This is a genomic window from Stenotrophomonas sp. SORGH_AS_0321, from assembly GCF_031453215.1.
Lineage (GTDB): Bacteria > Pseudomonadota > Gammaproteobacteria > Xanthomonadales > Xanthomonadaceae > Stenotrophomonas > Stenotrophomonas chelatiphaga.
This window is the reverse complement of sequence record NZ_JAVIZG010000001.1, coordinates 2,147,609-2,173,270: the sequence shown is the minus strand read 5'-3', so window position 1 is coordinate 2,173,270 and position 25,662 is coordinate 2,147,609. Positions and strand designations below refer to the sequence as shown.

General features: G+C 68.4%; 19 protein-coding genes. 9 read left to right on the top strand and 10 right to left on the bottom strand.

Translation table 11 applies throughout. The annotated features are described in order from the left end of the window. Positions 1-6: 6 nt before the first annotated feature. The 8 genes from QE373_RS09460 to QE373_RS09425 form a co-directional block, all read right to left on the bottom strand. On the bottom strand, positions 7-975 hold the full coding sequence (locus tag QE373_RS09460) for a type II secretion system F family protein (RefSeq protein ID WP_309685798.1): 969 nt from the start codon (positions 973-975) through the stop codon (positions 7-9). Between the two features lie 2 nt (positions 976-977). After that, positions 978-2,324: a CpaF family protein gene (locus QE373_RS09455; protein ID WP_309685795.1), complete on the bottom strand. Its 1,347-nt coding sequence runs from the start codon at positions 2,322-2,324 to the stop codon at positions 978-980. Then, positions 2,309-3,553 carry a fimbrial protein gene (locus tag QE373_RS09450; protein WP_309685793.1) on the bottom strand — a complete coding sequence of 415 codons (1,245 nt, stop codon included), beginning with the start codon at positions 3,551-3,553 and terminating at the stop codon, positions 2,309-2,311. Before QE373_RS09450 ends, QE373_RS09455 begins: the two co-directional genes overlap by 16 nt. A gap of 23 nt (positions 3,554-3,576) precedes the next feature. Continuing rightward, a complete protein-coding gene (locus QE373_RS09445; RefSeq protein ID WP_309685791.1) occupies positions 3,577-4,902 on the bottom strand; it encodes a type II and III secretion system protein family protein in 1,326 nt (441 codons plus the stop codon). An 18-nt stretch (positions 4,903-4,920) separates the two neighbouring features. Continuing rightward, the gene (gene cpaB / locus QE373_RS09440) at positions 4,921-5,955 is read right to left on the bottom strand and encodes a Flp pilus assembly protein CpaB (RefSeq protein WP_309685789.1); all 1,035 of its coding nucleotides are present in this window, start codon (positions 5,953-5,955) and stop codon (positions 4,921-4,923) included. Positions 5,956-5,975: 20 nt separating this feature from the next. Further along, positions 5,976-6,458: a pilus assembly protein gene (locus QE373_RS09435; protein WP_309685787.1), complete on the bottom strand. Its 483-nt coding sequence runs from the start codon at positions 6,456-6,458 to the stop codon at positions 5,976-5,978. Beyond that, the gene (locus QE373_RS09430) at positions 6,455-7,000 is read right to left on the bottom strand and encodes a prepilin peptidase (RefSeq protein ID WP_309685785.1); all 546 of its coding nucleotides are present in this window, start codon (positions 6,998-7,000) and stop codon (positions 6,455-6,457) included. Before QE373_RS09430 ends, QE373_RS09435 begins: the two co-directional genes overlap by 4 nt. A gap of 102 nt (positions 7,001-7,102) precedes the next feature. After that, a complete protein-coding gene (locus QE373_RS09425; protein WP_309685783.1) occupies positions 7,103-7,309 on the bottom strand; it encodes a Flp family type IVb pilin in 207 nt (68 codons plus the stop codon). A 582-nt stretch (positions 7,310-7,891) separates the two neighbouring features. Between QE373_RS09425 and QE373_RS09420 the strand changes: the two genes are divergently transcribed. From QE373_RS09420 to QE373_RS09390, 7 genes are all read left to right on the top strand, one after another. Continuing rightward, a complete protein-coding gene (locus QE373_RS09420; protein ID WP_309685781.1) occupies positions 7,892-8,881 on the top strand; it encodes a helix-turn-helix domain-containing protein in 990 nt (329 codons plus the stop codon). A 199-nt stretch (positions 8,882-9,080) separates the two neighbouring features. Next, the gene (locus tag QE373_RS09415) at positions 9,081-13,709 is read left to right on the top strand and encodes a YadA-like family protein (RefSeq protein ID WP_309685779.1); all 4,629 of its coding nucleotides are present in this window, start codon (positions 9,081-9,083) and stop codon (positions 13,707-13,709) included. Positions 13,710-13,775: 66 nt separating this feature from the next. After that, positions 13,776-14,624: an OmpA family protein gene (locus QE373_RS09410; RefSeq protein ID WP_309685777.1), complete on the top strand. Its 849-nt coding sequence runs from the start codon at positions 13,776-13,778 to the stop codon at positions 14,622-14,624. A gap of 132 nt (positions 14,625-14,756) precedes the next feature. Then, a complete protein-coding gene (locus tag QE373_RS09405; protein ID WP_042613608.1) occupies positions 14,757-15,041 on the top strand; it encodes a hypothetical protein in 285 nt (94 codons plus the stop codon). A 62-nt stretch (positions 15,042-15,103) separates the two neighbouring features. Then, positions 15,104-16,033 (top strand): M14 family metallocarboxypeptidase, encoded by a 930-nt coding sequence (locus tag QE373_RS09400; protein ID WP_309689684.1) that lies wholly within the window; start codon positions 15,104-15,106, stop codon positions 16,031-16,033. A gap of 154 nt (positions 16,034-16,187) precedes the next feature. Beyond that, entirely contained in the window at positions 16,188-18,167 is a 1,980-nt protein-coding gene (betT, locus tag QE373_RS09395) for a choline BCCT transporter BetT (protein ID WP_309685774.1), read from the top strand. 205 nt (positions 18,168-18,372) lie between these two features. Continuing rightward, complete coding sequence (locus QE373_RS09390; RefSeq protein WP_309685772.1) at positions 18,373-20,913, top strand: methyl-accepting chemotaxis protein; 2,541 nt, start codon at positions 18,373-18,375, stop codon at positions 20,911-20,913. A gap of 635 nt (positions 20,914-21,548) precedes the next feature. Here QE373_RS09390 and QE373_RS09385 read toward each other — a convergent pair. Together QE373_RS09385 and fabR are read right to left on the bottom strand one after the other, a co-directional pair. Further along, positions 21,549-22,526, bottom strand: a complete 978-nt coding sequence (locus QE373_RS09385) for a zinc-binding dehydrogenase (RefSeq protein ID WP_309685770.1) — start codon at positions 22,524-22,526, stop codon at positions 21,549-21,551. Between the two features lie 146 nt (positions 22,527-22,672). Beyond that, positions 22,673-23,326, bottom strand: a complete 654-nt coding sequence (gene fabR, locus QE373_RS09380; protein ID WP_057687575.1) for an HTH-type transcriptional repressor FabR — start codon at positions 23,324-23,326, stop codon at positions 22,673-22,675. A gap of 93 nt (positions 23,327-23,419) precedes the next feature. On the opposite strand from fabR, the gene QE373_RS09375 reads away from it, so the two are divergent. Both QE373_RS09375 and QE373_RS09370 read left to right on the top strand, forming a co-directional pair. Then, a complete protein-coding gene (locus tag QE373_RS09375) occupies positions 23,420-24,496 on the top strand; it encodes an iron-sulfur cluster-binding domain-containing protein (RefSeq protein ID WP_309685767.1) in 1,077 nt (358 codons plus the stop codon). Positions 24,497-24,509: 13 nt separating this feature from the next. Beyond that, entirely contained in the window at positions 24,510-25,640 is a 1,131-nt protein-coding gene (locus QE373_RS09370; protein ID WP_057506802.1) for an acyl-CoA desaturase, read from the top strand. Positions 25,641-25,662 lie beyond the last annotated feature (22 nt).

Below are 25,662 nucleotides of genomic sequence, written 5' to 3'. Positions count from 1 at the left end.
GGCGGGTCATAGGGATTTGGCCAGCCGGTACAGCAGGAAGCCGCCGACCAGCTCCAGTCCCAGCGCCGCCAGCAGGATCTTGTGGCCCTGCGGCTCGCGCAGCATCGGTTCGAAGAAGCCGGGGCTGACCAGTGCCATCAGCAGCGCGCTGATCGGCGGCAGCAGCGCCAGCACCCACGCCGACATCCGCGTTTCGGAGGTGGTCGCCTTCAGTTCCTGCTGGGCCTGGTCCAGGTCGCGCATGAAGTCGCTGAGCCGCTGCAGCACCTGGTCGGAGCGGCCACCGATGCGGACGCACACGCCCAGCACCACCGCCAGCACCTCCAGCGCTTCCACCCGCCACGGCGCGGCCGCCTGGGCCAGTGCACGGTCCAGGTCCATGCCGCCGCGTGCATTGCGCAGGGTGGTATCAAGCAGGTCGCGCAGCGGCGCGACGGTCTGGGTGGAGGCGGTCTGGAACGACATCTGCAGGCTGTTGCCCAGTGCGGTGAGGCGCACCAGGTTGTCGAGGAAATCCGGCAGTTGGCGGATCAGTTTCTGCTGCAGCCGGCCGATGCGTCGCTGCAGCAGCAGCCAGGCCACCAGTGCATACAGCAGCAGGGTCAGCGGGAAGGCCCAGCCGGTGCCCAGCCGCATCGCCGCGAAGCCGGCCAGCGCCAGTCCGGGCACCAGGGCCAGTAGCGGCGCACGCCAGCCGGGCGTCATTCCGGCGCGCAGCAGCGCGGCATCCCAGGGCAGGGCGGGGCGGCCGCCTGCCGTTGCCTTGCCATCGGCGCTGGCAGCGCCGGCGGGTGTGGCCGCCACCGCTGCAGGTGCCGCAGTCGTCGCTGCCATCGACACGGCGCTGCGCTGCAGGCGCTGTTCTGCATGGCCCAGGGTGGCCTGCGCGCGCGCGCGTCGCTGCGCGCTGCCCAGCAGCAGCACTGCACCGGCGCCGAGCAGGGCGGCAAGGCTCAGCAGCAGGACGATGGCCATCGTCACCAGGCTCCCGGACCGAAGGAGTCACGCAGTGCCTGCCGGAACGGTTCGAGCTTGTGCGAATGCGGATGGAAGCCCAGGCCGATCCAGCGATCGGTTTCACGGCCGGCGTCGTCGATCTGCACCTCGTGGCGGAACATCTCCTGGGTGGAGATCATGTTGTCGCTGACGCCGGTGATTTCCGTGATGGAGATGAGCACGCGGCGGCCGCTGCCCAGGCGCGAGATCTGCACGATGAAATCGATCGCACTGGCGATCTGCCGGCGCAGGCTGTCTTCGCTGCCCTGGAAGCCGGCGAAGCCGGCGAGCATCTCGATCCGGTACAGGCAGTCGCGCGGTGAATTGGCGTGGATGGTCGCCATGGAGCCGTCATGCCCGGTGTTCATCGCCTGCAGCATTTCCAGCACTTCGGCGCCACGCACTTCGCCGACCACGATGCGGTCCGGACGCATCCGCAGGCTGTTGCGCACCAGGTCGCGGATGCTCACCGCGCCTTGTCCATCGGCGCCGCCAAGCCGGCTTTCCAGGCGCACCACGTGCGGATGGTTGAGCGACAGTTCGGCGGTGTCCTCCACGGTCAGCACGCGCTCGTTTTCCGGAATGTAATGGGCCAGCGCGTTCAACAGCGAGGTCTTGCCCGAACTGGTGCCGCCGGACACCAGGATGTTGCAGCGGCCCAGCACCATGGCCTGCAGCAGCGCCTGCATCGGCTTGTCGAAAGTGCCCATGTCCAGCAACTCGTCCGGCGTATAGGGATCCTTGCGGAACTTGCGGATCGACACCATCGGGCCGTCCACGGCCAGCGGCGAGATGATCGCGTTGAGGCGGCCGCCGTTGGGCAGGCGCGCATCCACCATCGGGTTGGAGTCGTCCAGCCGGCGGCCGAGCGGAGCGATGATGCGACGCAGGATGCGCAGCAGGTGGGTGTCGTCGGTGAAGCGCTGGGTGGCGCGCTGCAGCCGGCCGCCCTGCGAGACGTGCACGTCCTTGTAGCCGTTGATCAGGATGTCTTCGATGGTGGGATCGCGCAGCAGGTCGTCCAGCGGCCCGAAGCCGGTCAGTTCCTTGACCAGTCCGGCAGCGACGTCCTGCATTTCCTGTTCGTTGATCGGGATGCGCCATTCCTGCACGAAGGCAGCCGTTTCGCCCTGGGCCCAGCGGCTGACCGTGTCCGGCGCCCACGCGTCGATGTCGATCCGCTCGTCCTCGATCCGGTTCAGCAGGTGCTCGTGCGCGGCCGACAGCACCTTCTGGTACTGGTCGGTCTGGGCGAACGGCGTGGCGGCCGGTTCGACCGGCACCTCGCGGAACGGTGCATTCGGGAAGGGCATCACTTTGTCTTCCATCGCAGGCTACTCAAGGCGTTGGCAAGCCGGTCGCGCAGTCCCTGCGCTTGCGGTGGCCGGGTGGACGGGTCGAAGCGGGCAAGCAGCGGGACAAGCGCACGCAGGTAGGGATCGCGTGGTGCATCGTCCAGCAGCAGGCGTCCCTGGCTGGCGCTGGCGCGCAGTCGCGGGCGTTCGGGCAGGGTTGCCAGCAGCGGCAGGTCGAAGCGTTCGGCGATCTGCGCCGCGCCCATGCCGGCCTCTTCATCGCTGCGGTTGACGATCAGGCCGAGGCGTCCGCCCTCGCGTACGCCGGCGGGCAGTTGCTTCAGCAGCTGGTCCAGCGAGACCAGGCTGGCGATGGCACCATCGGTGACCAGCCATATCGCATCCGCGCTTTCCAGCAGCACGCCGGGAACCTGCCGCAAGGGCGTACCGCCCAGTTCGCACAGCACGCTGCAGAACAGGCCGCACAGGCGCTTGAGCAGCAGGCCGGGATCACTCGGCGGCAGCGATTCACTGCCCGCGGCGCGATCCAGCAGGACCAGTCCGCCGGGATGGCGGGCCATGGCGGTGCGCACCAGCGTGGCATCGATGCGGCTGGCACTGCGCAGCGCTTCGTCGTAGTGGAACCGGCTTTCGATGTTCAGGTACAGCGCGACGTCGCCTGCCGGCTGCCCCATGTCCAGCAGCAGCACGTCCTGGCTGTTTTCGGGCGCGCGCTGCTGCTGGGCCAGCGCGCAAAAGTGGGCGGCCAGCGTGCTGGTGCCCATGCCGGGCCGCACACCCAGCAGCAGCGTCAGCGGGGCCTTGCGTGCGCGCTCCGGCGCGGATGCGACGGCCGGCGCGGAGGCGCGCAGCAGCACCGCCTGCACTTCTTCAGTGTCCGCGTCCAGGTCGACGATGTCGCGCAGACCGACGCGCAGCGCAGTGACGACGCCTTCCAGCTGTGCAGCGCCGGTGGCGCCGACCGCGACCATGGCCAGCTCCGGGCGGAACTGGCGGATCTGCCGCACCAGCTCCGCCGAGGCGGCGGCGCGCGCGGCGTGGAAGTCCAGCAACACCAGCGTCTGCACCCCTGCGCGCAGCTGCTGCACCGCGCCGGGGAATCCGGCGTCGTGGTAGGTCAACGGCCAGTGCGGCGGCAACTTGGCCGCCAGCCGGGACAGCAGCTCGCGGTCACTGGCGAACACGACCAGGTTCATCGGCAATCCCGACGAAGGCAGGTGGCGTGCAGTGGCGAAGGGCATGTGCTGGGTGCTCCGGCCATGGATCAGCGCGAGAAGCCGGGGACGGCGTCGGGTCCGACCGGGCCGATCAGCCAGGAGCCCCACACCGGCAGGTTGGCGCGTGCTTCACGCTCGCCCGGCAGCGGCAGTTCGGTGTTGCGTGCCAGCGGCTTGACCAGCCGCGGGGTGACGATGATCACCAGCTCCTTGTCCTGGCGCTTGTAGTCGAGGTTGCGGAAGAACGAACCGATGACGGGCAGGTCGCCCAGCAGCGGCAGCTTGTTGACGGTGGAGGCCACGGTGCTGCTGACCAGCCCGCCGATCACGAAGCTTTCGCCATCGCCGAGTTCCACCGTGGTATCCGCACGCCGGGTGCTGATCGAGGGCACTTGCACGCCGTTGAGGGTCAATGCGTTGCTGTAGTCCAGGTCGCTCGCTTCCGGGGCCACCTTCAAGGCGATGCGGTCGGCGGAAAGCACCGTGGGCGACACGGTCAGGCCGATGCCGAACGGCTTGTAGGTGATGGTGGTGGTGCCCAGCCCCTGTGGTTCCAGCAGGGGCAGTTCACCGCCGGCCAGGAAGCTGGCGCTCTGGCCGGACAGCGCGACAAGCGTGGGTTCTGCCAGCACGCGCGCCATGCCATTGCTCTGCAGCAGGTCGATGTCCGCGCTCCACAGGTCCTTGCTGGAGCCGAACACCAGCTTGAACGCCGACTGCAGCGGGGTGCTGCCGCTGTCCCCGTCGCCGCTGGCCACGCCACCCGGGCGCGCGATGCCATACGAGAAGCCGCCGTTCTGGTTCTGGAAATTGATGCCGATCTGGCGCAGCACGCTGCGGTTGAACTCCACCACCTTCACTTCCACCTGGACCACTCCGCCGATGCCGACCGTGGACACGTCGGCCACCCGCCCATCGGCGCCGGTCGCGGCCTCGGCGGCCTTGCGCGCCTGCGCGTGGTCCAGCAGCGATGGGCTGCTGCCGCTGAGCAGCGCGTCATTGCCCTGCACCGTCAGCGCGGTGCCGGCGTCGCTGGCCAGACCCCCCTGTACCGCGCTGCGCACGTCCACCTGCAGGCGTTGCGGTTCGGACTGGCCACGCTGCCACAGCAGCAGGGTGGTGGTGCCTGGCGCCTTGCCGACCAGCAGCGCCTGGCGGTTGCCGCGCAGTATCACCACGTCGGCGACCCCGGGGTCGGCGATCGCCACCCGTTCCAGGTTGGCCGGCAGCGTCCACGGACGTTGTTCGCGGGTCTGCAGGACGAAGTCCGGCTGGACCTGCGCCTGCAGGCCGGGCGGGCAGGCCAGCGCAAGGGCCAGCAGGGCCAGCAGCAGCGGGCGTCGGAACAGGCGAGGGGTGCCGCGATACGTCATGGGTCGGTCTCGTCTCGTTCAGGGGGTACCGCTACCGCGGATGATTTCAATGCCGGCCGGCGCCCGCGGTGCACTGCTGCGGCGCACAGCGGGCGCCGTGGTCGCCACCGCCGGTGCCGCGCGCACGCTGCTGCGGCCGGCCAGCGCATAGCCGTCCAGGCCGGCGTAGGCATCGTTTTCGGGCTGTGCCAGCGCGGCGGCGCGATCGCCTTCCAGGCCGCGTGCCGCGGCCAGTACGGGCCGGGGCAGGGGGAACAGCGAGGGATCGGCGATGCCGGTATCAGACGGATTGCGCAGGGCCAGGAACAGCTTGCCCTGCTGTGCGCCAAGCAGCAGGCGGTTGGCATCGGCGACCGGCACGGCCAGCACGGCGCTGCGCGCAGGCGGCTCCGGCGCAGCGCTGGACGACGGGCTGCCGGAAGCGCTCGACCCGCGGATATCGGCGGCCCGCGGGTCACCCTCGACACTGGCCGTGGCTTCACCCTGCGGTGCCGGCTGCAGGGGACGCAGGTCGTGCGCGCCGTAGCTCAGCACCCGCAGCCGCGACAACAGCAGCCGGGCCTGCGCGGTTTCCAGTTCGCCGTAACCTTGGCTGCCCTTCAGGTTGAGGAACACATCGACGAAGTCGCCGGGCAGGATGCGGTTGCCGGCCGCGGCCAGCTCATCCACCGGCACGGCGAGCGCGCGCTCGCCTGGGCGCAGCTGCAACGAGAACCCCTGGGCCAGCAGGCCCTGCTGCAGCACCGTGCCCTCGGGTACGTCCTGGGTGGGCACCAGCCCGACCACGCTGACCACGTCCAGGTAGGCGCCGTCTGGCGCCTGGGTGCGGCTGGCCATGCGCACCTGGCCTGGCTCGATCGGCACGCCGGCGGCAAGCCGTCCGCCGGCCTCCACCACGCTCACCCCCTGCGGGGTTTCGCTGGCGGCATGCGTGGGCGTGGCGCTGGGTGCCTGCACGGCGCTGGCACGACGGCCGACCACGAAGGCGACCAGGGCCAGCAGCACGGCGAGGGCGATCAGGGCGAGGGCGGCGATGCGGGTGAACTTGAGCATGGAGCTTCTCCTGTCGCCTTTCAGTTGCTGCCCAGGTCGAGCTGGGCGATGGCGGTACTGCTGATGGGTCGGTCCAGCACCCAGCCGTACAGGCGGCCGGTGCCAGGAAGGAAGGGTTTGGCGCGGTAGTCGAAGCTCACCGACACCTGCATGCATTGCGCATCGGCAAGGCCGGAACACGGCGCGGCCGGCGACACCACGATCGGGCCGCTGCTGGCGCTGCTGCAGTCCGGCGTCTGCGCGGCATAGGTCAGCAGCCATTGCATGGAGCGCTGCGCGGCTTCACAGGCCGCCACCCGACGCTGGTCCAGCGGGGCAAAGCGCAGCGAGGCACGCGCGCCTTCGGAAGAGGCGGTCGCCAGGGTCTGCTGCACCGCCATCAGCATCACCCCGGTATAGGTGAGCAGCAGCAGTGGAATCAGCCCGAACATCAGCATGAAGGCGTATTCGATGGTGACCACGCCGCGTTGCCCGTTGCGCGTCGTTCGTCCGATGCGTCTCATGGCGCGGCCCCCCACAGCGTCCAGCCAGCCCAGCAGATGCTGGTCAGGCCGAGATAGGCGGCGTACGGGATGCCTTCGCGGCCACCGCGCGCCTGTTGCAGGTGATGCAGCACAGGAGCCAGTGCGCGATGCTGTGCGGCGTCGTGCTGCAGCAGCATCAGCCGTGGCGGCAGATGCAGGCGCAGGCTGCGCCAGCTGTACACCGCGACCGCATGCACGCCCGCCATCAGGCTGGCGCCGATCCAGACCGGCAGCAGGGCCTGCCAGCCGAGCAGGAAGCCGAGCACGGCGAAGAATTTGACATCACCGGCGCCCATCCAGCGCATGGCGTAGAAGGGAAGCAGGCTGCACAGGCCCAGCAGCAGTCCGGCGCCGTGTGGCACGGTGCTGGCGATGCCCTGCCGCATGGCCTGCCAGGCAAGCAGCAGCGTACCCAGCAGCAGTGCGCCCAGCAGCCAGCGATTGGGTACGCGTCGTGCGTACAGATCGCTGGCGATGACCCGCATGCTCAACGTGGTTGCCAGCATAGCGAACAGCAACATGTGGCCTCCCTTTCCCTGGAAACGATGCAACCTGCGGCAAGCCGCCGCCATCGCTGTTGGCCGAGGCCAACAGCGATGCGCAACAAGCGATGTGCTTCGAGATCAGCCCCCAGTGGCCGGGGGCGCCGAACCGCCGGTGGCTTTATCGACGACACCGCTGAGCTTTTCGAACAGGTTTCCAAAGAACGTTTCGATTGCTGGGCCTGCAGCGACGACCAACGCGCCAGCGACGATAGCGGCCAACAGGCCGTATTCCAGCGCGGTGACGCCGTCTTCTTCTTTCAGGAACGTGCGGATCGATGCATTCATGACGGTTTTCTCCTTGTACCTGTCAACGGTTGCATGGTGGCTCCTTTCGATTAACCGGACGCGGCCGGGGTGATAATCAAAGGCCATGCGCGGGCGCGGCCGAGTTAATGCGGCCGTGAATACGGGTGGCAGGTTGAAGGAATAAAAAACCGCGCCGCCGCCAGCGGCGCCGTCGCTTCCTTAGATAGTGGGATGTACATCACATCACCACGTTTCCCCTGGGTAGCCAGATGTCCCCCGGCCAACCACCGTGGTCCTACTGTGCCGTAGTTTCACCCGCCGATGACATCTTTCGATGCGCAAATTCGGCACAAATGCGAAATCCGCCGTCCTGCAATGGCCGTGCCCGTAATCATTTACGTTTGGATCGTAATAAACGAGTCCAGGCCGATGCGGGACGACGGAAAATTGACGCCGCATCTCAACTGTTTATTCGGACGCGCCCACGCAGTTTAGGAATGTTTACGGCCATAGATAATAGGGCATACTCCACCCCATGAATGACAAGGCGGGGTTGGCGGTCACGCGAATGTGGCCGGCACCGGCCGTCGTACGGAAATTGCAAAGGGGGGCGTCACTGTCATGGCAGATGGTGTGGGAAGCGAGAGCACGGATGGGCTGAGGCCGATGGACCTGGCCACGCTGGGCAACGTGCTGCGCGTCTGCGAGGTGGAGCTGGTGCTGCTGGATGGCAACGGACCACGCGCTGCAGTGGATGCACGTGTACAGGACGAAGCGTTGTTCTGCCATGCGGTCACCGGCTTCCAGGCTCGGGGCCGGTTCATGCTGCCCACCGACTGGGCCCTGCTGGGCTACGTGCATGCATCGGACCCGGCATTGAGCTGGTGCCACGGCGTGCCACTGACTGCGGGCACGGTGTTGACCGTGCTGCCGGATGGCATCAGCGAATTCGCCCTTGGCGCAGGCACGCGCTTGACCCTGGTGATGGTGTCTGCGGCGCGGCTGCAACGCAAACTGTCCGAACTCAGCCTGCGCAGCATGCCACCATCGGGCCAGGCGCTGAATCTGTTCTCCATCAGCGAGAATTCCCTGCTGGCCAACCACTACCGTCAGCTGCAGGACGCGCTGGTGGGCGCCGATGGGGCGACGATGGCAGGCGAGGGCAGCGAGCGGCTGCTGCACGAGCACGTGCAGGCACTGCTGGCGGCTGGACCGGGCGAGCAGGCGATGAACACCCGTGCGCGGCGCACCCACTACCTGATCGTGCAGCGGGCCGAGAACTTCATGCGCCTCAACCTGCGGCGCAACATCTACATGAACGAGATCTGTGACGCGGCGGGCGTCAGTGAGCGTGGCCTGCGCTATGCGTTCGAAGACCTGTTCGGGATCTCGCCCAACCGCTACCTGTCGATGCTGCGGCTGTGCGCGGCGTGCCGCGGCTTGTCGATGGCCGACGGTGGCCGGCGGTCGGTCAAGGCGATCGCGCTGAGCTGCGGCCTGTGGGATCTTTCGCGCTTCGCCGACAACTATCGCAAGGTGTTCGGCGAACTGCCGCGCGACACGTTGATGCGCGCACCGGGTGCGCCAGGGATGGTCGGGCAGCCTGCCTGATGCCGGTGCGCAACGCGCGCAGGACCCGGTTGCCGAATTGGTGCATCGCGCTGCCGAATCTGGTCGAGGTCTTGCCGGATTGCGCGCTTGCCCTGCCGGAATGAAGTGCCCCGCCTTCGTTGCACGCGCTCAAATATGAGTCACCTGCCAGCAGGCAGATCTCTGACTCACGAAGCGTCGTCCACGGGGGACTGAACTCATGAATCGTATTTTCCGCTTGGTGTGGAGCAGGCAGCTGCGCGCCATGGTCGTGGCCTCTGAACTGGCCACCGGCGCCCACGGCGCCTCTTCGCTCATCGATCAACGTGCCGCGCTGCCGGCGCCGGCGATGCTGGCCGTTGCCCTGGCGCTGGCGTTGTGCGCCGGGACGGCAGCCGCCACCGAGAACAACCAGACCCTGCGCGACCTGCAGGCGCTGACCGCCAAGTACACCCAGCAGGCGCCGGTAAAAGTGGATGCCGAGGTGACCCTGGCTGCCCTTGCCGGCCATGCTTCGGGTAATGCATTGGCCAATGTCGATGCCAGCGTTTCGCTGGGCATTGCCAGCAGCCTGCCGGTGGTGAGGACTGTCCTGCCGGCGAAGGTGGACGTCGCGGCAGTAGTGCGTACGCCGAGCGTCGCAGCACCGGCAGCGGCAGTTGCCACGCAGCTTGGGGTCAACGCGTCGGTCGGCGCAGCCGCTGCGCCTTCGACCCCGCTTGCCGCGATCACTGCCGCGGTGGATGCAGGCGTCACCGTCGCGCCGACGTCGTCCGCCCTGGTGCAGGCGACGCTGGCGAGCGCAGTGCAGGCGGATGCTGCAGGCACCGACGCAGTGGATGCGAAGGTCGCCGCGCACGCATCGGTCCGCCTCGATGCGAAGGAAGAGGAGCTGGTCGCCACCGATGCCGCGGTCAGTGCCGCGCTGGATACCGGGGTGGCCGGTGGCGTAGGCGTGAACGGTGATGCGCATCTGCTGGCGGTGGCCGATCGCAACCCGAAGCTGGCCACCCAGGCAACGGCGGCCGCGCAGGCCAGCGGGCTCAACCTGGGCAGCGTGGTCGGCGGTGTCGGATCGCTGCTGGATGGCGTGGGCAACGCCGTCGGCGGGTTGGTGCAAGGTGATCTCAACGGCGTGGTAGGTGGGGTGGTGGGTGGCGTAGGCGGACTGGTCGGCGGGGTGACCGATGGCCTTGGCCTGTCGTCGCCGTCAGCCATTCCGCCGACCAGCCCCAAGGCGCCGCGTCCGGCGGATCCGAACTCCGGCCTGATCATCGGCAGCGGTGGCCTGGTCGGCACCCTGTCCACGCTGGTCGGCCCGACCGCGCAGGGCCTGCTCGGTGGCGATGGCTATGTCCGCAACGGCAACCTGGCGGTCAGCAGTGCCAACGTGCAGCAGACCTATTCGGTGACCAACGTGCTGGGCGTGCCGGTGGTCAACCTGACCCCGGTCGGCACGCTGCTCAATGGACTGGGCGGTGCCACCACCGGCGGCAGCTCGCACCTGACCCTGATCGGCGGGGTGACCTCGGACAGCTACATCTACAACATCAACAACGGCGATCCCAATGGCCTGCTCGGCCTGCTGCTGCCGGGCCAGGCGCCGGACTGGGCCGCCTCATGCCTGAATGTGCTGGGCGTCGTGTCGATCGATTGCTGGGCGGTCAATCCCGCGCAGGATTACCAGGTGTTGATGGGCGACGGCGCCTACGCCAACGGCTCGCGCGAAGTGGTGATCGGCGCCAACGCCAGCCATCGGCTGCCGCTGCAGGATGCCAACGTTGCGTTCCCGGGCAACGGGGTGAACGATCCGAGCGATCCGACCGGCGTACCCACCGCGGACTACGCCGCGCGCATGGGCCATTCGGTGATCGTCGGCGACAGCGCCAGCGGCACCGCCAACGGCCAGGTGCTGCTGGGCGCCGAAGCCACCTCCAACCAGGCCAACAGCGTGGCGCTGGGCTACCGTTCCAGCGCGTTGCGGGGCGCACAGGCCAGCTACAACGCCTACGGCCTGGACACCGCGCAGGTGTCCAGTGGCGAGGTATCGGTGGGCTTTGCCGGTGGCGAGCGGCAGATCAGCAACGTGGCGGCCGGCAGCCTGGGGACCGATGCGGTCAACGTCGCGCAGCTGCAGGGTGCGGTCGACCTGATCAATGCCGCCGGCGTGATGGCGATCACCTACGACGACGATGGCACCGGCGCGCCGAACTTCCGTCGCGCCACGCTCGGCGGCGGTACCGGCACCACCACGCTGGCCAACGTGGCCGATGGCGTGGATGCCAACGATGCGGTCAACGTCAGCCAGCTGCAGGCGGTGGAGCAGGGCGCGGTCCGCTACGACGTGGCCGCCGACGGCAGCGTTGATTACCGCAACGCGACGCTGGGCAACGGCAGCGGCACCACCCGGCTCGGCAACCTGAGCAACGGCCTGGTCGCGGCAGGCAGCACCGAAGCGATCACCGGCGCCCAGCTGCTGTCCACCAATGAAGCGCTGGTGGCCTATTTCGGCGGCACCACCGCGTTCGATCCGGCCACCGCGCTGTTCACCGCCCCGGCCTTCGCGATCACCTCGGTGGCAGCCGACGGCGTGCTTGCCCCGGCGGTGTATGACAACGCCAGCGATGCCTTCGCGGCGGTGGACGGTTCGCTGGTCAACCTCAACACGCAGATCAATGACATCCGCAACGGCGAGGCATCGCGCTTCTTCAAGGTCAATTCGGCGGGCGTGGATGCGGCGGCCGGCGGCCTGGAATCGGTCGCCATCGGTGGCGGCGCCAGCGCTGCGGCGGCCAACGCGGTGGCGATCGGCTCGGGCAGCATCGCCGACCGCGATGGCACGGTGTCCATCGGTGCTGCCGGCGCCGAACGCCAGCTTGTCAACGTCGCCGATGCGACGGCGGCCACCGATGCAGTGAACCTGGGCCAGCTGCAGGCCTCCGAACAGGGTGCGCTGCGCTATGACATCGCCGCCGATGGCAGCGTGGATTACAGCAGCGCCACGCTGGGCAACGGCGCCACCGCGACCACGCTGAGCAACCTGGGTGCAGGCGAGGTATCGGCCAGCAGCAGCGAAGCGATCAACGGCGCCCAGCTGTTCGCCAGCAGCCAGTCCGTGGCCACCCGGCTGGGCGGCGGTGCCGGCGTGGATGCCAGCGGGGCGGTGACCGCACCGACCTACACGCTCAACAACGTCGCCGCCGATGGCAGCGTCAGCAGTGGCGACTACAACGATGTTGGCAGCGCCTTCGATGCGGTCAGCAGTTCGCTGGCCAACGTTGCCGACAAGACCGATACGGTCGACCGCCTGGCGGTGAAGTACGACGCCGATGCGTCGGGCAATGCGAGCAACCGCATCACCCTGGCCGGCGATGGCAGCGGCAGTGCGGTGCTGCTGGACAACCTGGCCGATGGCAGCGTGACTGCGGGCAGCCGCCAGGCGGTCACCGGCAACCAGCTGTCGGCGACCAACCAGACCGTGGCGAACTATTTCGGAGGTACCACGATGTATGACGGCGGAAGCAACATCTGGACCGCGCCGACCTTCCGGATATCGTCCATCGCCACCGATGGCACGGTGACCGGCAATGACTACGGCAACGTGACGGTCGCCTTCTCGGCGGTGGATTCCTCGCTGCTCAACATCAACCAGCGCATCGACACCATCGCCGGTGGCAACCCGTTCCTGTCAGTGAATTCGGCCAAGGCCGGCGCCACCGCCAGTGGCGTCGACGCGGTGGCGGTCGGGCCCGAAGCCAGCGCAGCCGGGGCGGCCAGCGTGGCGATCGGCGATGGCGCCGATGCATCGGCCGGCAACAGCGTGGCGCTGGGCGCAGGCTCGGTCGCCGACACCGGCGCGCAGGCGGCTTACACCGGCGCCTACGGCCAGGCCGGGGCCAGCAATTCGGCGGGCGAAGTCTCGGTGGGCAGCAGCGGGGGCGAGCGCAAGGTCACCCATGTTGCCGACGGCTCCGAACGCTATGACGCAGTCAACGTCGGCCAACTGCAGAACGGGGTCAACTACGCGATCGATGAATCCAAGAGCTACACCGATCAGCAGATCAACAACATCAACAACGGCACCTCGGGCATGTTCCAGGTGAACAACTCGCAGGGGCTGGCCAATCCGTCGGCCAGCGGGGCCAACGCGGCGGCCGGCGGTGCCGGTGCAAGCGCCGCCGGTGCCAATGCCACCGCGCTGGGCAACGGTGCGCAGGCCCGGGCCGACAATGCCGTGGCACTGGGTGCAGGCTCGGTCGCCGACCGTGCCAACACGGTGTCGGTGGGCAGCGCGGGCGCGGAGCGGCAGATCGCCAACGTGGCCGATGGCAGCCAGGCCACCGATGCGGTCAACGTCCGCCAGCTGCAGGCCTCGCAGCAGGGCACGCTGCGTTATGACAACAACACCAATGGCACCACCAACTTCAGCAGCGTCACCCTGGGGCAGGCCGGCAGCGGTCCGACCCAGGTGCGCAACGTCGCCGCCGGCACCGCCGGTACCGATGCGGTCAACGTCGACCAGCTGCGCAGCGGCATGGCGCAGACGCTGGACTGGTCCAAGGCCTATACCGACGAGCGCATGGACAACTTCGACCGCAACCTGAAGCGCACCGACGACCGTGCATCGGCCGGTATTGCCTCGGCGATGGCGGTGGCCTCGCTGCCGCAGCCCAGCGAGGCGGGCCGCAGCATGGCCTCGTTCGCGGCGGGCAGTTTCAACGGCGAATCGGGCATGGCGGTCGGTCTGTCCGGCGTCTCCGATGGCGGGCGCTGGATCTACAAGTTCAGCGGTTCAACCAACACGCGCGGTGATGGCGGGGTGGCCGTAGGTGCCGGCATCCAGTGGTAAGCACGCCGGACGGGCCGGTGCGAGATGCCGGCCCGTCCAGGCTCCAGCAATGACAGGGGGAACCTGATGGACACGACGATTACACATGAGAGGGCGCTGCGCGCGGTGCTGCTGCCTGCGCTGCTGGCCTGCCTCACGCTGGCCGGCTGCCGCAGCCATGGCGCGGCGGGCGAGGCACCGCTTGCCAGCAGCAGCGCCGGCGAAGCCGTGAGCTTCCCGGAACCCGGCAAGGCCTCGCTGAAGGAAGGCGTGTTCGCCGACCCGGCCGACCTGCGGCGCTTCGCGCCGGGCATGAGCAAGCGCCAGCTGTACGCCTTGCTGGGCACGCCGCACTTCAACGAGGGCATGTGGGGCGTGCGCGAGTGGAATTACCTGTTCAACTTCCGCACGCCGCAGCGCGGTGAGTACTTCACCTGCCAGTTCCAGGTGCGGTTCGATGGCAAGGGGATTGCCCAGGGTGGCTACTGGAAGCCGCAGTCATGCGCGGCGCTGGTCGAACCGCCGCCGCCGCCCCGCGCGGAACTACCGGCCGCGCTGCCGCGCGAGCCGCTGCGGCTGGCCGCCGATGCGTTGTTCGCCTTCGACAGTGATGAACTGAGTGCGGCCGGCCACCGCGCGGTGGACGCGGTACTTGGCCAGGTGCAACGTGCCAGCGAGGTACAGCGGATCGAGGTGGTCGGTTACACCGATCGCATCGGCAGCGCGTCCTACAACCAGGCGCTGTCACAGCGTCGCGCCGAGGCCGTGCGCCGTGCGCTGGTGGACGGCGGGGTGGCTGCCGAGGCGATCCGTGCCGAGGGTCGCGGCGATGCCGAGCCGCTGGTGCAGTGCGACCAGCGCAGCCAGCCGGTATTGATCGCCTGCCTTGCGCCGAACCGCCGGGTGCAGATATCCGGGCGAGCCCGGGTCGACTGACCTTTCCTTTACGTGGGCGGCCTGCGGGCCGGTCCACATCCCGTGTCCCCCTGGTTCCCCGGCACGCGCGGCAGCGTCTCCCCCGTCCAGCCCGCGCGTGCCGGTGAACCAGCTCTCTCCAGGCAGGATTGCATGAACGCCCAACTGGCCATGAAGACCTACACCACGATCAGCCTGTACGGACAGCTCGGCAACCATGCCGTGGTGCGCCTTCCCGGGCGCCGCCATCCCGGCCTGATCGTGCAGTCCGACACCGTGGCCGGATTCATCGCACAGCTGCAGGAGGCGCAGGTGTCGCTGCGTGCCGGGCGGCTGCCCCGCGCCGACGCCGAGATGGATCTGCTGATCGAAGTACTGCAGGACTGGTATGCGCAGATCGAAGAGCGCCTGGCCGATGCCGGCGAGGCGATGGGCTGATACCGGGCGGTGGCGGGTGCGGTGCTAAAATGCGTGCTGATTTCCGCTGCCGCGAGCGCACCATGACCCCTGTTGCCTTCTATCCCGTGGGAACCCCCGGCCAGCCCTGGGGCGAGGTCGAGCGCACGCAGTGGCGTGCCCGGCAGCAGCGCCTGCGCCGTTTCGACCAGGACGTGCTGCCGCGCATCGATGCGTTGTCGCGCACCTTCGAACGCGTGCAGTACGGTGCGCTGGACTACGCCGGCGAGACCTATCCGCTGCTGGCCCTGCGCAGCCCCGACTGGGACCGGTCACTGCCGGCGGCGCTGGTGACCGGTGGCGTGCATGGCTATGAAACCAGCGGCGTGCTGGGCGCGCTGGAGTTTCTCGAACAGCATGCCGCCGCCTACGCCGGGCGCATCAACCTGCTGGTGGTGCCCTGCGTGAATCCATGGGGCTACGAGCGTATCAACCGCTGGAATTTCGATGCCATCGACCCGAACCGGAACTTCCGCGCAGGCGGTCCAGCGCGCGAATCGACGGCGCTGATCGAGCTGGTGGCCCCGCTGAAGTCGCAGTTCGTGCTGCACATCGACCTGCACGAGACGACCGACAGCGACGAAAGCGAGTTCCGCCCGGCAGTGGCTGCGCGCGACGGCAAGCCGTTCGAGCCGGGCCTGATCCCGGATGGCTTCTACCTGGTGGATGACACCGAAAACCCGCAGCCGGCGTTCCAGCAGGCGGTGGTGGCGGCGGTGGAGCAGGTGACCCACATCGCGCCGGCCGACGAGGCCGGGGAGATCATCGGCTCCAAGGTGGTCTCGCACGGGGTGATCGAGTATCCGCTGGTGGCGCTGGGCCTGTGTGCCGGCATCACCGGTGCCCGTTACACCACCACCACCGAAGTCTATCCGGACAGCCCGCGGGCTACGCCGGCGCAGTGCAACCAGGCCCAGGTGGTGGCGATCCGGGCGGCGCTGGATCATGCGCTGGCGCATGCCGATCGCGCGTGATCTGACGTTTCCAGCACCTGCAGGGCCCGGCCCGGCAGCCGACTGACGTCGGTTTTACCGGGCTTGGCGAGCAATTTGCCGGCTCTTCATTCGTTCTCCATGTGATTTCGTCCACACTTCCACGGATATATCACTGATCTGGAGTAGGCCGTCCATGGAAGCACTGGAGCCTGGCATCCCCCCGGTGCGTACCCTGCGACCTGTCTTCGCCGTTGCCTCGGTGATCGTCGTGGCGTTCGCGGTTTTCGTCAGCCTGTTCCCGCTCGGGGCCGGGCGGATGCTGATGCAGGCGCAGGACTGGGCCTCGTCCAACGTGGGCTGGTACTACCTGCTGGCGATGACGCTGTACCTGGTGTTCGTGGTGGTGGCCGCGCTGTCGCCGTATGGCAGCATCAAGCTGGGCGCCGACCATGACGAGCCGGAGTTCAGCTATCTGTCCTGGGCCGGCATGCTGTTCGCGGCCGGCATCAGCATCACCCTGTTCTTCTTCTGCGTGTCCGAACCGCTGACCCACTTCATGCAGCCGCCGCAGGGTGATCCGGCGGCAGGAGAAGCCGGGGCGCGCCAGGCCATGCAGCTGCTGTTCCTGCATTGGGGCCTGCACGGCTGGGGCGTGTTCGCGCTGGCGGCGATGGCGATGGCCTACTTCGCCTACCGGCACAACCTGCCGCTGGCCCTGCGTTCGGCCCTGTATCCGCTGATCGGCAACCGCATCAACGGACCGATCGGCTACACCGTGGATGCGCTGGGCATCGTCGCCACCGTGTTCGGGCTCGGCGCGGACATGGGCTTCGGCGTGCTGCACCTCAACGCCGGCCTGGCCCATCTGTTCGATGTGCCGCATACCCACGGCGTGCAGATCACCCTGATCGTGCTGATGATGGGCGCGGCGGTCGCGGTGGCGGTCACCGGCGTGGAAAAGGGCGTGCGCTGGATGTCCAACATCAACATGCTGCTGGCCATCGCGCTGGTGCTGTTCATGCTGTTCGCCGGCCCCACCCAGTACCTGCTGGGCACGCTGATGCAGAACGCCGGTGACTACCTGGGCAGCGTGGTGGGCAAGAGTTTCGATGTGTATGCCTACGGCGGCAAGCCGGGCTGGATGGGCAGCTGGACGGTGTTCTACTGGGCCTGGTGGATCGGCTGGTCGCCGTTCGTGGGGCTGTTCATCGCGCGCATCTCGCGCGGCCGCACCATTCGTCAGTTCGTGTTCGGCGTGCTGTTGATTCCGCTCGGCTTCACCCTGGCGTGGTTGTCGATCTTCGGCAACAGTGCGCTGGACCAGGTGCTGCACCATGGGCAGTCGCAGCTGGCGCAGCTGGCCATCGACGACCCGCCCACCGTGCTGTACGCCTTGCTGGAAAGCTATCCGTGGAGCCGGGCAGTGATCGCGGTGACGGTGCTGGTGAGTTTCGTGTTCTTCGTGACCTCGGCCGATTCCGGTGCGGTGGTGCTGTCCACGCTTTCTTCGCACGGCGGGTCGCCCGAAGATGACGGTCCGCGCTGGCTGCGGGTGTTCTGGGGCACGGTCACTGCCGTGGTCACCGCCGGCCTGCTGCTGGCCGGCAACATGGATGCGTTGAAGTCGGCCGTCGTCTTGGCGTCGCTGCCGTTTTCCGCGGTGCTGCTGCTGATGGCGTGGGGACTGATGCGGTCCTTCGCCGATGAGTCGCACCGCAAGCGGGCGCTGCAGTACCGTGCCTCGCCGTTGGTGGGGGCCAGCCGGCACCACCAGGGTTGGCGCCAGCGCCTGGGCCAGGCAGTCAACTTCCCGGTCCGCGACCAGGTGTACCGTTTCATGGATGCCGACGTGAAGCCGGCCATGGAAGCGGTGGCCGAGCAGCTGCGCGGGGATGGCTGGGAGGTGTCCACGCGGCTCGAGGCGGGTGACATGGAGCTGTCGGTCAACCATGGCGACCAGCAGGATTTCCTGTACCGGGTGATCCTGACCGGCTACCGGGTACCGTCGTTCGCCTCGCACCAGGCGCGCAACAGTCGTTACTACCGGGCCGAGGTGCATCTGTACGAAGGCAGCCAGGACTATGACCTGGTGGATTACAGCCGCGAGCAGATCATCAACGACATCATCAGCCAGTACGAGCGCCACGTGCAGTTCCTGCACCTGAGCCGCTGATTTCCCGCTGGCGCCGGGCGATGCCCGGCGAGCGCACGGTAGCGCCGAGCCATGCTCGGCGAGCGCAGCGGCGAGCGCAGAAGCGGACGGCCAGCGGCCGTCCCTACCAAGCGGGGAGGGGGCCGACGCTGGCGCCGGGGCGACGGTCAAGAAACCGTCACACAGGTCGATAGAGAGGCTGTCCGCCCCCCTTCCGAGTTCCGTGATGCGCGCCGTTTCCCTCTCTTCCCGCTCCAAGCGCCCGCCCAGCGTGGCCCGGCGCCTGATGCTCGGCACCGGCCTGCTGGCCCTGGCCTGCTTCGGTTTCACCGCTGTGATCAGCTACTGGCGCAGCAGCGACGCGCTGCTGGACAGCGCGCAGGCGCGGCTGCAGAACCTGGCCGGGCAGGAAGCCCAGCGCATCGCGGCGGAGATCGCGGTGGCCGCCGATACCGGCACGGCGTTGGCCAACAGCTTCAGCGTGCAGCGATCGCTGGGCAGCCTGGACCGCACGGCCGCCAACGAGATCATCCGCGCCCAGCTGCAGGCACATCCGCAGTGGCTCGGCATGGGCACCTTGTGGGAGCCCGATGCGTTCGATGGCAAGGACGCTGCGTTCGTGGACAGCGAGGGCCATGACGGCAGCGGCCGTTTCATGACCTGGTGGGCCTGGCAGGACGGGACGCTGGTACGCGAGCCACTGCGCGATTACGAAAAGCCAGGGGATGGCGACTGGAACCTCAAGCCCCGCCAGACCCTCGCCCAGGCGGTGGTGGAACCGTATTACTACCCGGTGGCCGGCAAGGACACCCTGATGACCACCGTGGCCACCCCGATCCTCGAAGACGGGCGCTACCAGGGCGTGATCACGGTGGACTTCACCCTGGCCACCCTGCAGGCGCGCATCGCGGCGATGCGTCCGATGGAGGTCGGCCACGCGACGCTGCTGTCGCCGGCCGGTTCGGTGATGGCCAGCCGGGATGCGGCCGAGGTCGGCAAGCTGCGTGACGATGCCGGCACCCAGGCGATGCTGGCCGCCGTGGCCAAGGGCGAGATGGTCAGCAGCGAAGACCGCTTCAACGGCGAGCAGCAGTTGCAGGTGTTCGGGCCGCTGCGGGTTGGCTCAGCGCCACAGGTGTTCGCGTTGGGTATCGCGGTACCCAAGGCCCACGTGATGGCGCAGGCGCGCACGCTGCTGTGGGTGATCGTGGCGGTGGGCCTGTTCTCGGCCGTGCTGCTGAGCGCGGCGTTGTTCGTGCTGCTGCGGGCGCTGGTGCTCAAGCCGCTGGCCGAGGCCGAACGGGTGTCCGCAGCGGTGGCCGAGGGGCGCCTGGACAGCCGCATCACAGTGGCGCGCAATGACGAAGTGGGACGCTTGTTGACCTCGATGGGGGCGATGCAGGACCAGCTGCGCGCGGTGATCGCCGCGCAGGCCGACATGGCCCGCCGGCACGACCAAGGGCAGATCAGCCATCGGCTGGATGCGCAGGCGTTCCCGGGCGAATACGGGCGCATGGTAGCCGGCACCAACATGCTGGTGGCCGGGCACGTGGACGTGCAGCGCCGGCTGGTGGAGGTGATGGCCTGCTACGCGGTGGGTGACATGAGCGCGGACATGGAGGAGCTGCCCGGCGAGAAAGCGATGATCAGTGCGGCGATGCGCGACACCAAGGCCAACCTGCAGGCGATCAACGCGCAGATCCTGCAGCTGGCACACGCTGCCGCGGCCGGCGATTTCACCCAGCGCGGTGATGCGGCGCGCTTCACCCACGATTTCCGCAGCATGGTGGAGGGCCTGAACACCCTGATGCACACCACCGATGGCAACCTGGCCGAGCTGTCGCGGCTGCTACAGGCGATCGCCCGTGGCGACCTCACCGCGCGCATGCAGGGTGATTTCCACGGCGTGTTCGCGCAGATGCGGCGCGATGCCGATACCACGGTGGAGCAGTTGACCCGCATCGTCGGCGGCATCCAGCAGGCCAGTGCGATGATCAACAGCGCGGCAGGCGAGATCGCCGCGGGCAACGAGGACCTGTCGCGGCGTACCGAACAGCAGGCGGCCAGCCTGGAAGAAACCGCCGCGTCGATGGAAGAGCTGACCTCCACCGTGCGCCAGAATGCCGACCATGCGCGCCAGGCCAACCAGCTGGTGCAGGGCACCGCCGCGGTGGCGTCGCAGGGTGGGGACGTGGTGGCGCAGGTGGTGCAGACCATGACCGGCATCGAGGGATCGTCGCGGCGCATCGCCGAGATCATCACGGTGATCGATGGCATCGCGTTCCAGACCAACATCCTGGCGCTGAATGCCGCCGTGGAAGCCGCGCGTGCCGGCGAGCAGGGCCGCGGCTTCGCCGTGGTGGCCACCGAGGTGCGCGCCCTGGCCCAGCGTTCGGCCACCGCCGCGCGCGAGATCAAGGGCCTGATCGATGATTCGGTCGGCCAGGTGGAGCAGGGCGCGCAGCTGGTGCGCCAGGCCGGCAGCACCATGCAGGACATCGTCAGCTCGGTGCACCGGGTGACCGACATCATGGCCGAGATTTCCGCCGCGTCGCAGGAGCAGAGCGCGGGCATCGAGCAGGTCAGCCAGACCGTGGTGCAGATGGACGAGGCGACCCAGCAGAATGCCGCGCTGGTGGAAGAAGCCAATGCCGCGGCGCGTTCGCTGGAAGAGCAGTCACACGAACTGCAGCAGGCGGTGGCGATCTTCCGCCTGCGCGAGGCATCAAGCCGCACGCAGCGTGCCGCGGTCGCCGAAACGGCCTGAGCGCGTCAACCAGAGCGGGGAGCGGACGGCCAGCGGCCGTCCCTACCGGTGGTGCAGAGCACTGCTTCGGTAGCGCCGGGCCATGCCCGGCGAGCGCAGCGGCAACGGTCCAGGCGTGGCGACCAACGGTCGTCACCCACCAGAGCGGGGAGCGGACGGCCAGCGGCCGTCCCTACCGGCGGTGCGGAGCAACGGCTTCGGTAGCGCCGGGCCATGCCCGGCGAGCGCAGCGGCTACGGTCCACGCGTGACGACCAACGGTCGTCACCCACCAGAGCGCGGAGCGGACGGCCAGCGGCCGTCCCTACCAGCGGTGCGGAGCAACGGCTTCGGTAGCGCCGGGCCATGCCCGGCGAGCGCAGCGGCAACGGCCCACGCGTGACAACCAACGGTCGTCACCCACCAGAGCGCGGAGCGGACGGCCAGCGGCCGTCCCTACCAGCGGTGCGGAGCAACGGCTTCGGTAGCGCCGGGCCATGCCCGGCGAGCGCAGCGGCAACGGCCCACGCGTGACGACCAACGGTCGTCACCCACCAGAGCGGGGAGCGGACGGCCAGCGGCCGTCCCTACCAGAGCGGTGAAGCGGACGGCCAGCGGCCGTCCCTACCGGAGCGGGGAGCGGTTGGCGGGTGCCGCTTAGGGGCGCAGCAGCACCTTGCCGGTGCGTCCGCCCACGAGGCTGGCTGCGGCGGCTTCGGCGATCTGCCCGAGCGGGTAGACCGCCTGCACCGGCAACTGCAGTTCGCCTGCCGAAGCACGCTGCAGCAGCTCGCCGACCAGCCGGCGCTTGTCCTCCACCGCCATCGCCTGGCTGACCTTGCTGCCCCAGAAGCCCTTCACCGTGGCCTGCTTGAAGATCACATCGCCAGAAGGAATCTGCATCGGTTCGCCGGTCATCGAACCGAACGACACCAGCGTGCCGCCTTCGCCGAGCAGCCCCATCAGTGCTCCGCTGGCGGCGCCACCGATCGAGTCCACCGCCGCCGTTGCCAGCGCATCGCCGAGCCGTGCGCGCACCGCGTCCTGCCAGCCTTCCGATGCGGTGGAAAACACGTTGCCGATGCCCAGTGCTTCCAGTTCGGCCACGCCGTCATCGCGACGGACCAGGTTGGCCACATACACTCCGCGGGCGCTGGCCAGCATCGCCAGGGTCTTGCCGACCGCACCGTTGGCGGTGTTCTGCACGATCCACTGGCCGCGCTCGACCTTCAGGAATTCGAGCAGCATCAACGCGCTGAGCGGCATCGCGATCAGCTGTGCTGCGGTTTCATGGGCAATCGCATCCGGCATCGGGATCACCATCCGCACCGGCGCGATGAATGCTTCGGCCCAGGTGCCGTGGACCGAAGCGGCAGCCACGCGCTGTCCCAGCGTGAAGCCTTCCACACCCTCTCCCAGGGCATCGATGGTGCCCAGCCCTTCGCTTCCGCCGACCGCCGGCAGGGTCGGCTTGTAGCCGTACTGGCCGCGCACGGTCCACAGGTCGTGGTTGTGGATCGGCGCCAGCACGGTGCGGATGCGCACCTCGCCGGGACCGGGTTCGGGCAGCTCGGCCTGGCCTTGGGAAAGGACGGAAGCGGGGTCGCCGAAGCTGGCGTGGAGGGCGGCGCGCATGCAGGTTCCTTGGTGTTCGAGGGAGCGCCACAGGGTGCCACCGCGCACGGTAACGGCAGGTCAACGGCAACAGCGATGCGAGGTAGTGACGGCCGCTGGCCGTCAGAGGGAGAGCGTCATGACGGCCAGCGGCCGTCACTACCGGGTCAGCGCTTGCGGCGGAAGGCGGCCGGGGTGCGGGCGCCGACGATGATCATGCGCACCATCGTGGAGATCTCTTCGATCAGCTCGGCATCCTTTTCCGGCGGCAGGTCCATGGCGCTGGCGCCCATCGCGAACACCAGCCGGGTGATCGCCTTGGCTGCCAGCTGGGGGGCATGCAGGCGCACCCCGTCCATCGCGGCCAGCCGCACCAGGTCGACCTGCAGTTCGTCTTCGAAGTACTGCAGTTCGCGTTCCACCGCGTGCTTGAAGTCATCCGACCCGACCGCGCCTTCGCGCAGCAGCACGTGCAGCAGCTTGTCGTCGGCGCGCAGCTGTTCCATGAAGGTTTCCACCGACACCCAGACCACGCTGGTGGCCGATACCGTGGCACGCCGGCGGGCCTGGCCGATGATCGTGCGCAGCGAACGCCCGGCCAGGTCGATCAGCGCAATGGACAGTTCATCCATGTCGCGGAACTGGCGGTAGAAGCTGTTCGGTGCGATCCCGGCCTCGCGGGCCACTTCACGCAGGCTGAGCGTGGACAGGCTGCGGTGCGGCCCGATCAGTGCCAGTGCCGCGATGATCAGATCCTCTCGGGTCACCGTACGGCGGACCGGGGTGGCGTCTTCGGGCGGAGGCGTGACGATGGGGGGCATGGGGTAACCGGGTGGACCAAGCGTGAATCATACCTGATCCGGTTTGATATACACCTGTATACACAGCTGTGTGCGCGCACGTATAGTTCACCCATGAACGCTGCCGCCCGCGCCCAGATCGACCGCAAGTCGCCGCTCTCCCCCCAGCGCTGGCTGTCGCCGGCGCTGTTCGACTACTGGGCGGGGCAGGTCAACCGCCTGTGGACCCTGCGCCAGCCGCTGGCCCGCCTGGTCCGCCGCGAGCCGGCCGGGGAGGGCTCCTGCACCCTGGTGCTGCGCACCAACCGCCACTGGCGCGGCATGCAGCCCGGTCAGCACGTTTCGCTCGGTGTGGAGATCGACGGCCGGCTGCTGCAGCGCAGTTACAGCCCGACCGTGCTCGGTCGCAACCTGCTTTCCATCACGGTCAAGGCCGTCGACGGCGGCCGCGTGAGCCGATTCCTGGTTTCGCAGGCCCGGCAGGGCAGCGTCTTCCACATCGGTGAAGCCTTCGGTGATTTTTCCGTGCCGACCGCGGCCCCGCTGCTGCTGCTGGCCGCGGGCAGTGGCATCACCCCGATGCGCAGCCTGCTGCGCGCCTTGGCCGGCCGTCCGCTCGGTGCGCCGGTGGATCTTTATTACTGGGAACGCAGCCACGCCGGCTTCAGCTTCCGCGAGGAGCTGCTGGCCATGGCGGCCGCCGATCCGCAACTGCAGGTGCGCCTGCTGGCCACGCGCGATGCGCAGGCGCCGGCGGCACGCATCGACAGCGTGGTCTTCGACAGCCTCGGCGATGTGCCGCTGGCCCAGCGCCACGTGCTGGCCTGTGGTCCGGACGGCTTCGTGGCTGCCGCGCGCAACCGCCTGCTGCATCACGTGGCAGGCTTCCAGGCCGAAGCCTTCACCCCGCCACCAGTGCCTGCCGGTGACCAGGGCGAGGTCCAGCTGACCTTGGCCCGCAGTGGCCGCACGTTGAGCGTGCCGCGCGGCAGGCCATTGCTGGACAGCCTGGAAGCGCATGGACTGAAACCGAAGCATGGGTGCCGCATGGGCATCTGCAATACCTGCACCTGCGTACGCGCCAGTGGCGCCACGCGGCACCTGCGTACCGGCCAGGACCAGGATGAACCGGCAATGCCGGTGCGTATCTGCGTCAGTGCCCCGACCACCGACCTGGTCCTGGATATCTAAGGAAGCCTTGCTGATGAGCCGCCCTGATCGAGCCCTGACCCCTACCGAGCTGGACGCCTTCGGCGCCGAACTGGACGCGATCCGCGACCGCGTGATCGGCGAACTGGGCGCCAAGGACACCCGTTACATCCGGCGCGTCGCCGCTGCGGTGCGCTGGTCCGGCGTGCTCGGCCGCCTGCTGCTGTTCGTCGGCGCGTTCTCCCCGCTGTTCTGGTCGCCGCTGCTGTGGCCGGCGTGCATCGCCGGTACGCTGCTGCTGGCGCTGTCCAAGATCCTGGAAAACATGGAGCTGGGGCACAACGTGATGCACGGCCAGTACGACTGGACCGGCGACCCGAAGCTGGATGGCAACAGCTACGAATGGGACATCGTGGCCACCAGTGACAACTGGCGCAAGACACACAACTTCAAGCACCACACCTATACCAACGTGCGCGGCATGGACGATGACATCGGCTACGGCCTGCTGCGCATCTTCCCCGAACAGCGCTGGCGCCCGTTCTACCTGCTGCAGCCGATCATCGCGCCGATCTTCGCGCTGCTGTTCCAGTGGGGCGTGGCGATCCAGGACCTGCGCATCGGGCGCTGGCTGAAGGGCCGCATGACTGCCCGCCAGCTGTGGAAGGAAACCCGTCCGGTCGGCGCCAAGATGGCGCGCCAGCTGGGCAAGGACTACCTGCTGTTCCCCGCGCTGGCCGGCCCGTTCTTCCTGCCGGTGATGCTGGGCAACCTGGTGGCCAACGGCATGCGCAACATCTGGACGTACGTGATCATCTTCTGCGGTCATTTCACCGCCGATGCCGAAACCTTCTCCAAGGACTGCCTGCGCAATGAATCGCGTGGCCATTGGTACCTGCGCCAGCTGCGCGGCTCGTCCAACCTCAAGGGCGGCTGGGTGATCAACGTGCTGTCGGGCAACCTGAGCCACCAGATCGAGCACCACTTCTACCCGGACCTGCCGGCCAACCGCTATTCACGCATCGCCGTGGAAGTGAAGGACATCTGCCGCCGCTACGGCCAGCACTACAATACCGGGTCACTGCCGAGCCAGTTCGGGCAGGTGGTCTGGCGGATCCTGCGGCATGCCTTCCCGAGCCGGCCGGCGCGCATGCGGGTACGCCAGCCGGTGGCCGGTGCCGCCTGAACGGCCAGGGCCCGCGCTATGC

Bases quoted from the DNA above. Each gene is read 5' to 3' on its own strand.
- QE373_RS09460 (WP_309685798.1), bottom strand. From the start codon at position 975: ATGGCCATCGTCCTGCTGCTGAGCCTTGCCGCCCTGCTCGGCGCCGGT.
- QE373_RS09455 (WP_309685795.1), bottom strand. From the start codon at position 2,324: ATGGAAGACAAAGTGATGCCCTTCCCGAATGCACCGTTCCGCGAGGTG.
- QE373_RS09450 (WP_309685793.1), bottom strand. From the start codon at position 3,553: ATGCCCTTCGCCACTGCACGCCACCTGCCTTCGTCGGGATTGCCGATG.
- QE373_RS09445 (WP_309685791.1), bottom strand. From the start codon at position 4,902: ATGACGTATCGCGGCACCCCTCGCCTGTTCCGACGCCCGCTGCTGCTG.
- cpaB (WP_309685789.1), bottom strand. From the start codon at position 5,955: ATGCTCAAGTTCACCCGCATCGCCGCCCTCGCCCTGATCGCCCTCGCC.
- QE373_RS09435 (WP_309685787.1), bottom strand. From the start codon at position 6,458: ATGAGACGCATCGGACGAACGACGCGCAACGGGCAACGCGGCGTGGTC.
- QE373_RS09430 (WP_309685785.1), bottom strand. From the start codon at position 7,000: ATGTTGCTGTTCGCTATGCTGGCAACCACGTTGAGCATGCGGGTCATC.
- QE373_RS09425 (WP_309685783.1), bottom strand. From the start codon at position 7,309: ATGAATGCATCGATCCGCACGTTCCTGAAAGAAGAAGACGGCGTCACC.
- QE373_RS09420 (WP_309685781.1), top strand. From the start codon at position 7,892: ATGGCAGATGGTGTGGGAAGCGAGAGCACGGATGGGCTGAGGCCGATG.
- QE373_RS09415 (WP_309685779.1), top strand. From the start codon at position 9,081: ATGAATCGTATTTTCCGCTTGGTGTGGAGCAGGCAGCTGCGCGCCATG.
- QE373_RS09410 (WP_309685777.1), top strand. From the start codon at position 13,776: ATGGACACGACGATTACACATGAGAGGGCGCTGCGCGCGGTGCTGCTG.
- QE373_RS09405 (WP_042613608.1), top strand. From the start codon at position 14,757: ATGAACGCCCAACTGGCCATGAAGACCTACACCACGATCAGCCTGTAC.
- QE373_RS09400 (WP_309689684.1), top strand. From the start codon at position 15,104: ATGACCCCTGTTGCCTTCTATCCCGTGGGAACCCCCGGCCAGCCCTGG.
- betT (WP_309685774.1), top strand. From the start codon at position 16,188: ATGGAAGCACTGGAGCCTGGCATCCCCCCGGTGCGTACCCTGCGACCT.
- QE373_RS09390 (WP_309685772.1), top strand. From the start codon at position 18,373: ATGCGCGCCGTTTCCCTCTCTTCCCGCTCCAAGCGCCCGCCCAGCGTG.
- QE373_RS09385 (WP_309685770.1), bottom strand. From the start codon at position 22,526: ATGCGCGCCGCCCTCCACGCCAGCTTCGGCGACCCCGCTTCCGTCCTT.
- fabR (WP_057687575.1), bottom strand. From the start codon at position 23,326: ATGCCCCCCATCGTCACGCCTCCGCCCGAAGACGCCACCCCGGTCCGC.
- QE373_RS09375 (WP_309685767.1), top strand. From the start codon at position 23,420: ATGAACGCTGCCGCCCGCGCCCAGATCGACCGCAAGTCGCCGCTCTCC.
- QE373_RS09370 (WP_057506802.1), top strand. From the start codon at position 24,510: ATGAGCCGCCCTGATCGAGCCCTGACCCCTACCGAGCTGGACGCCTTC.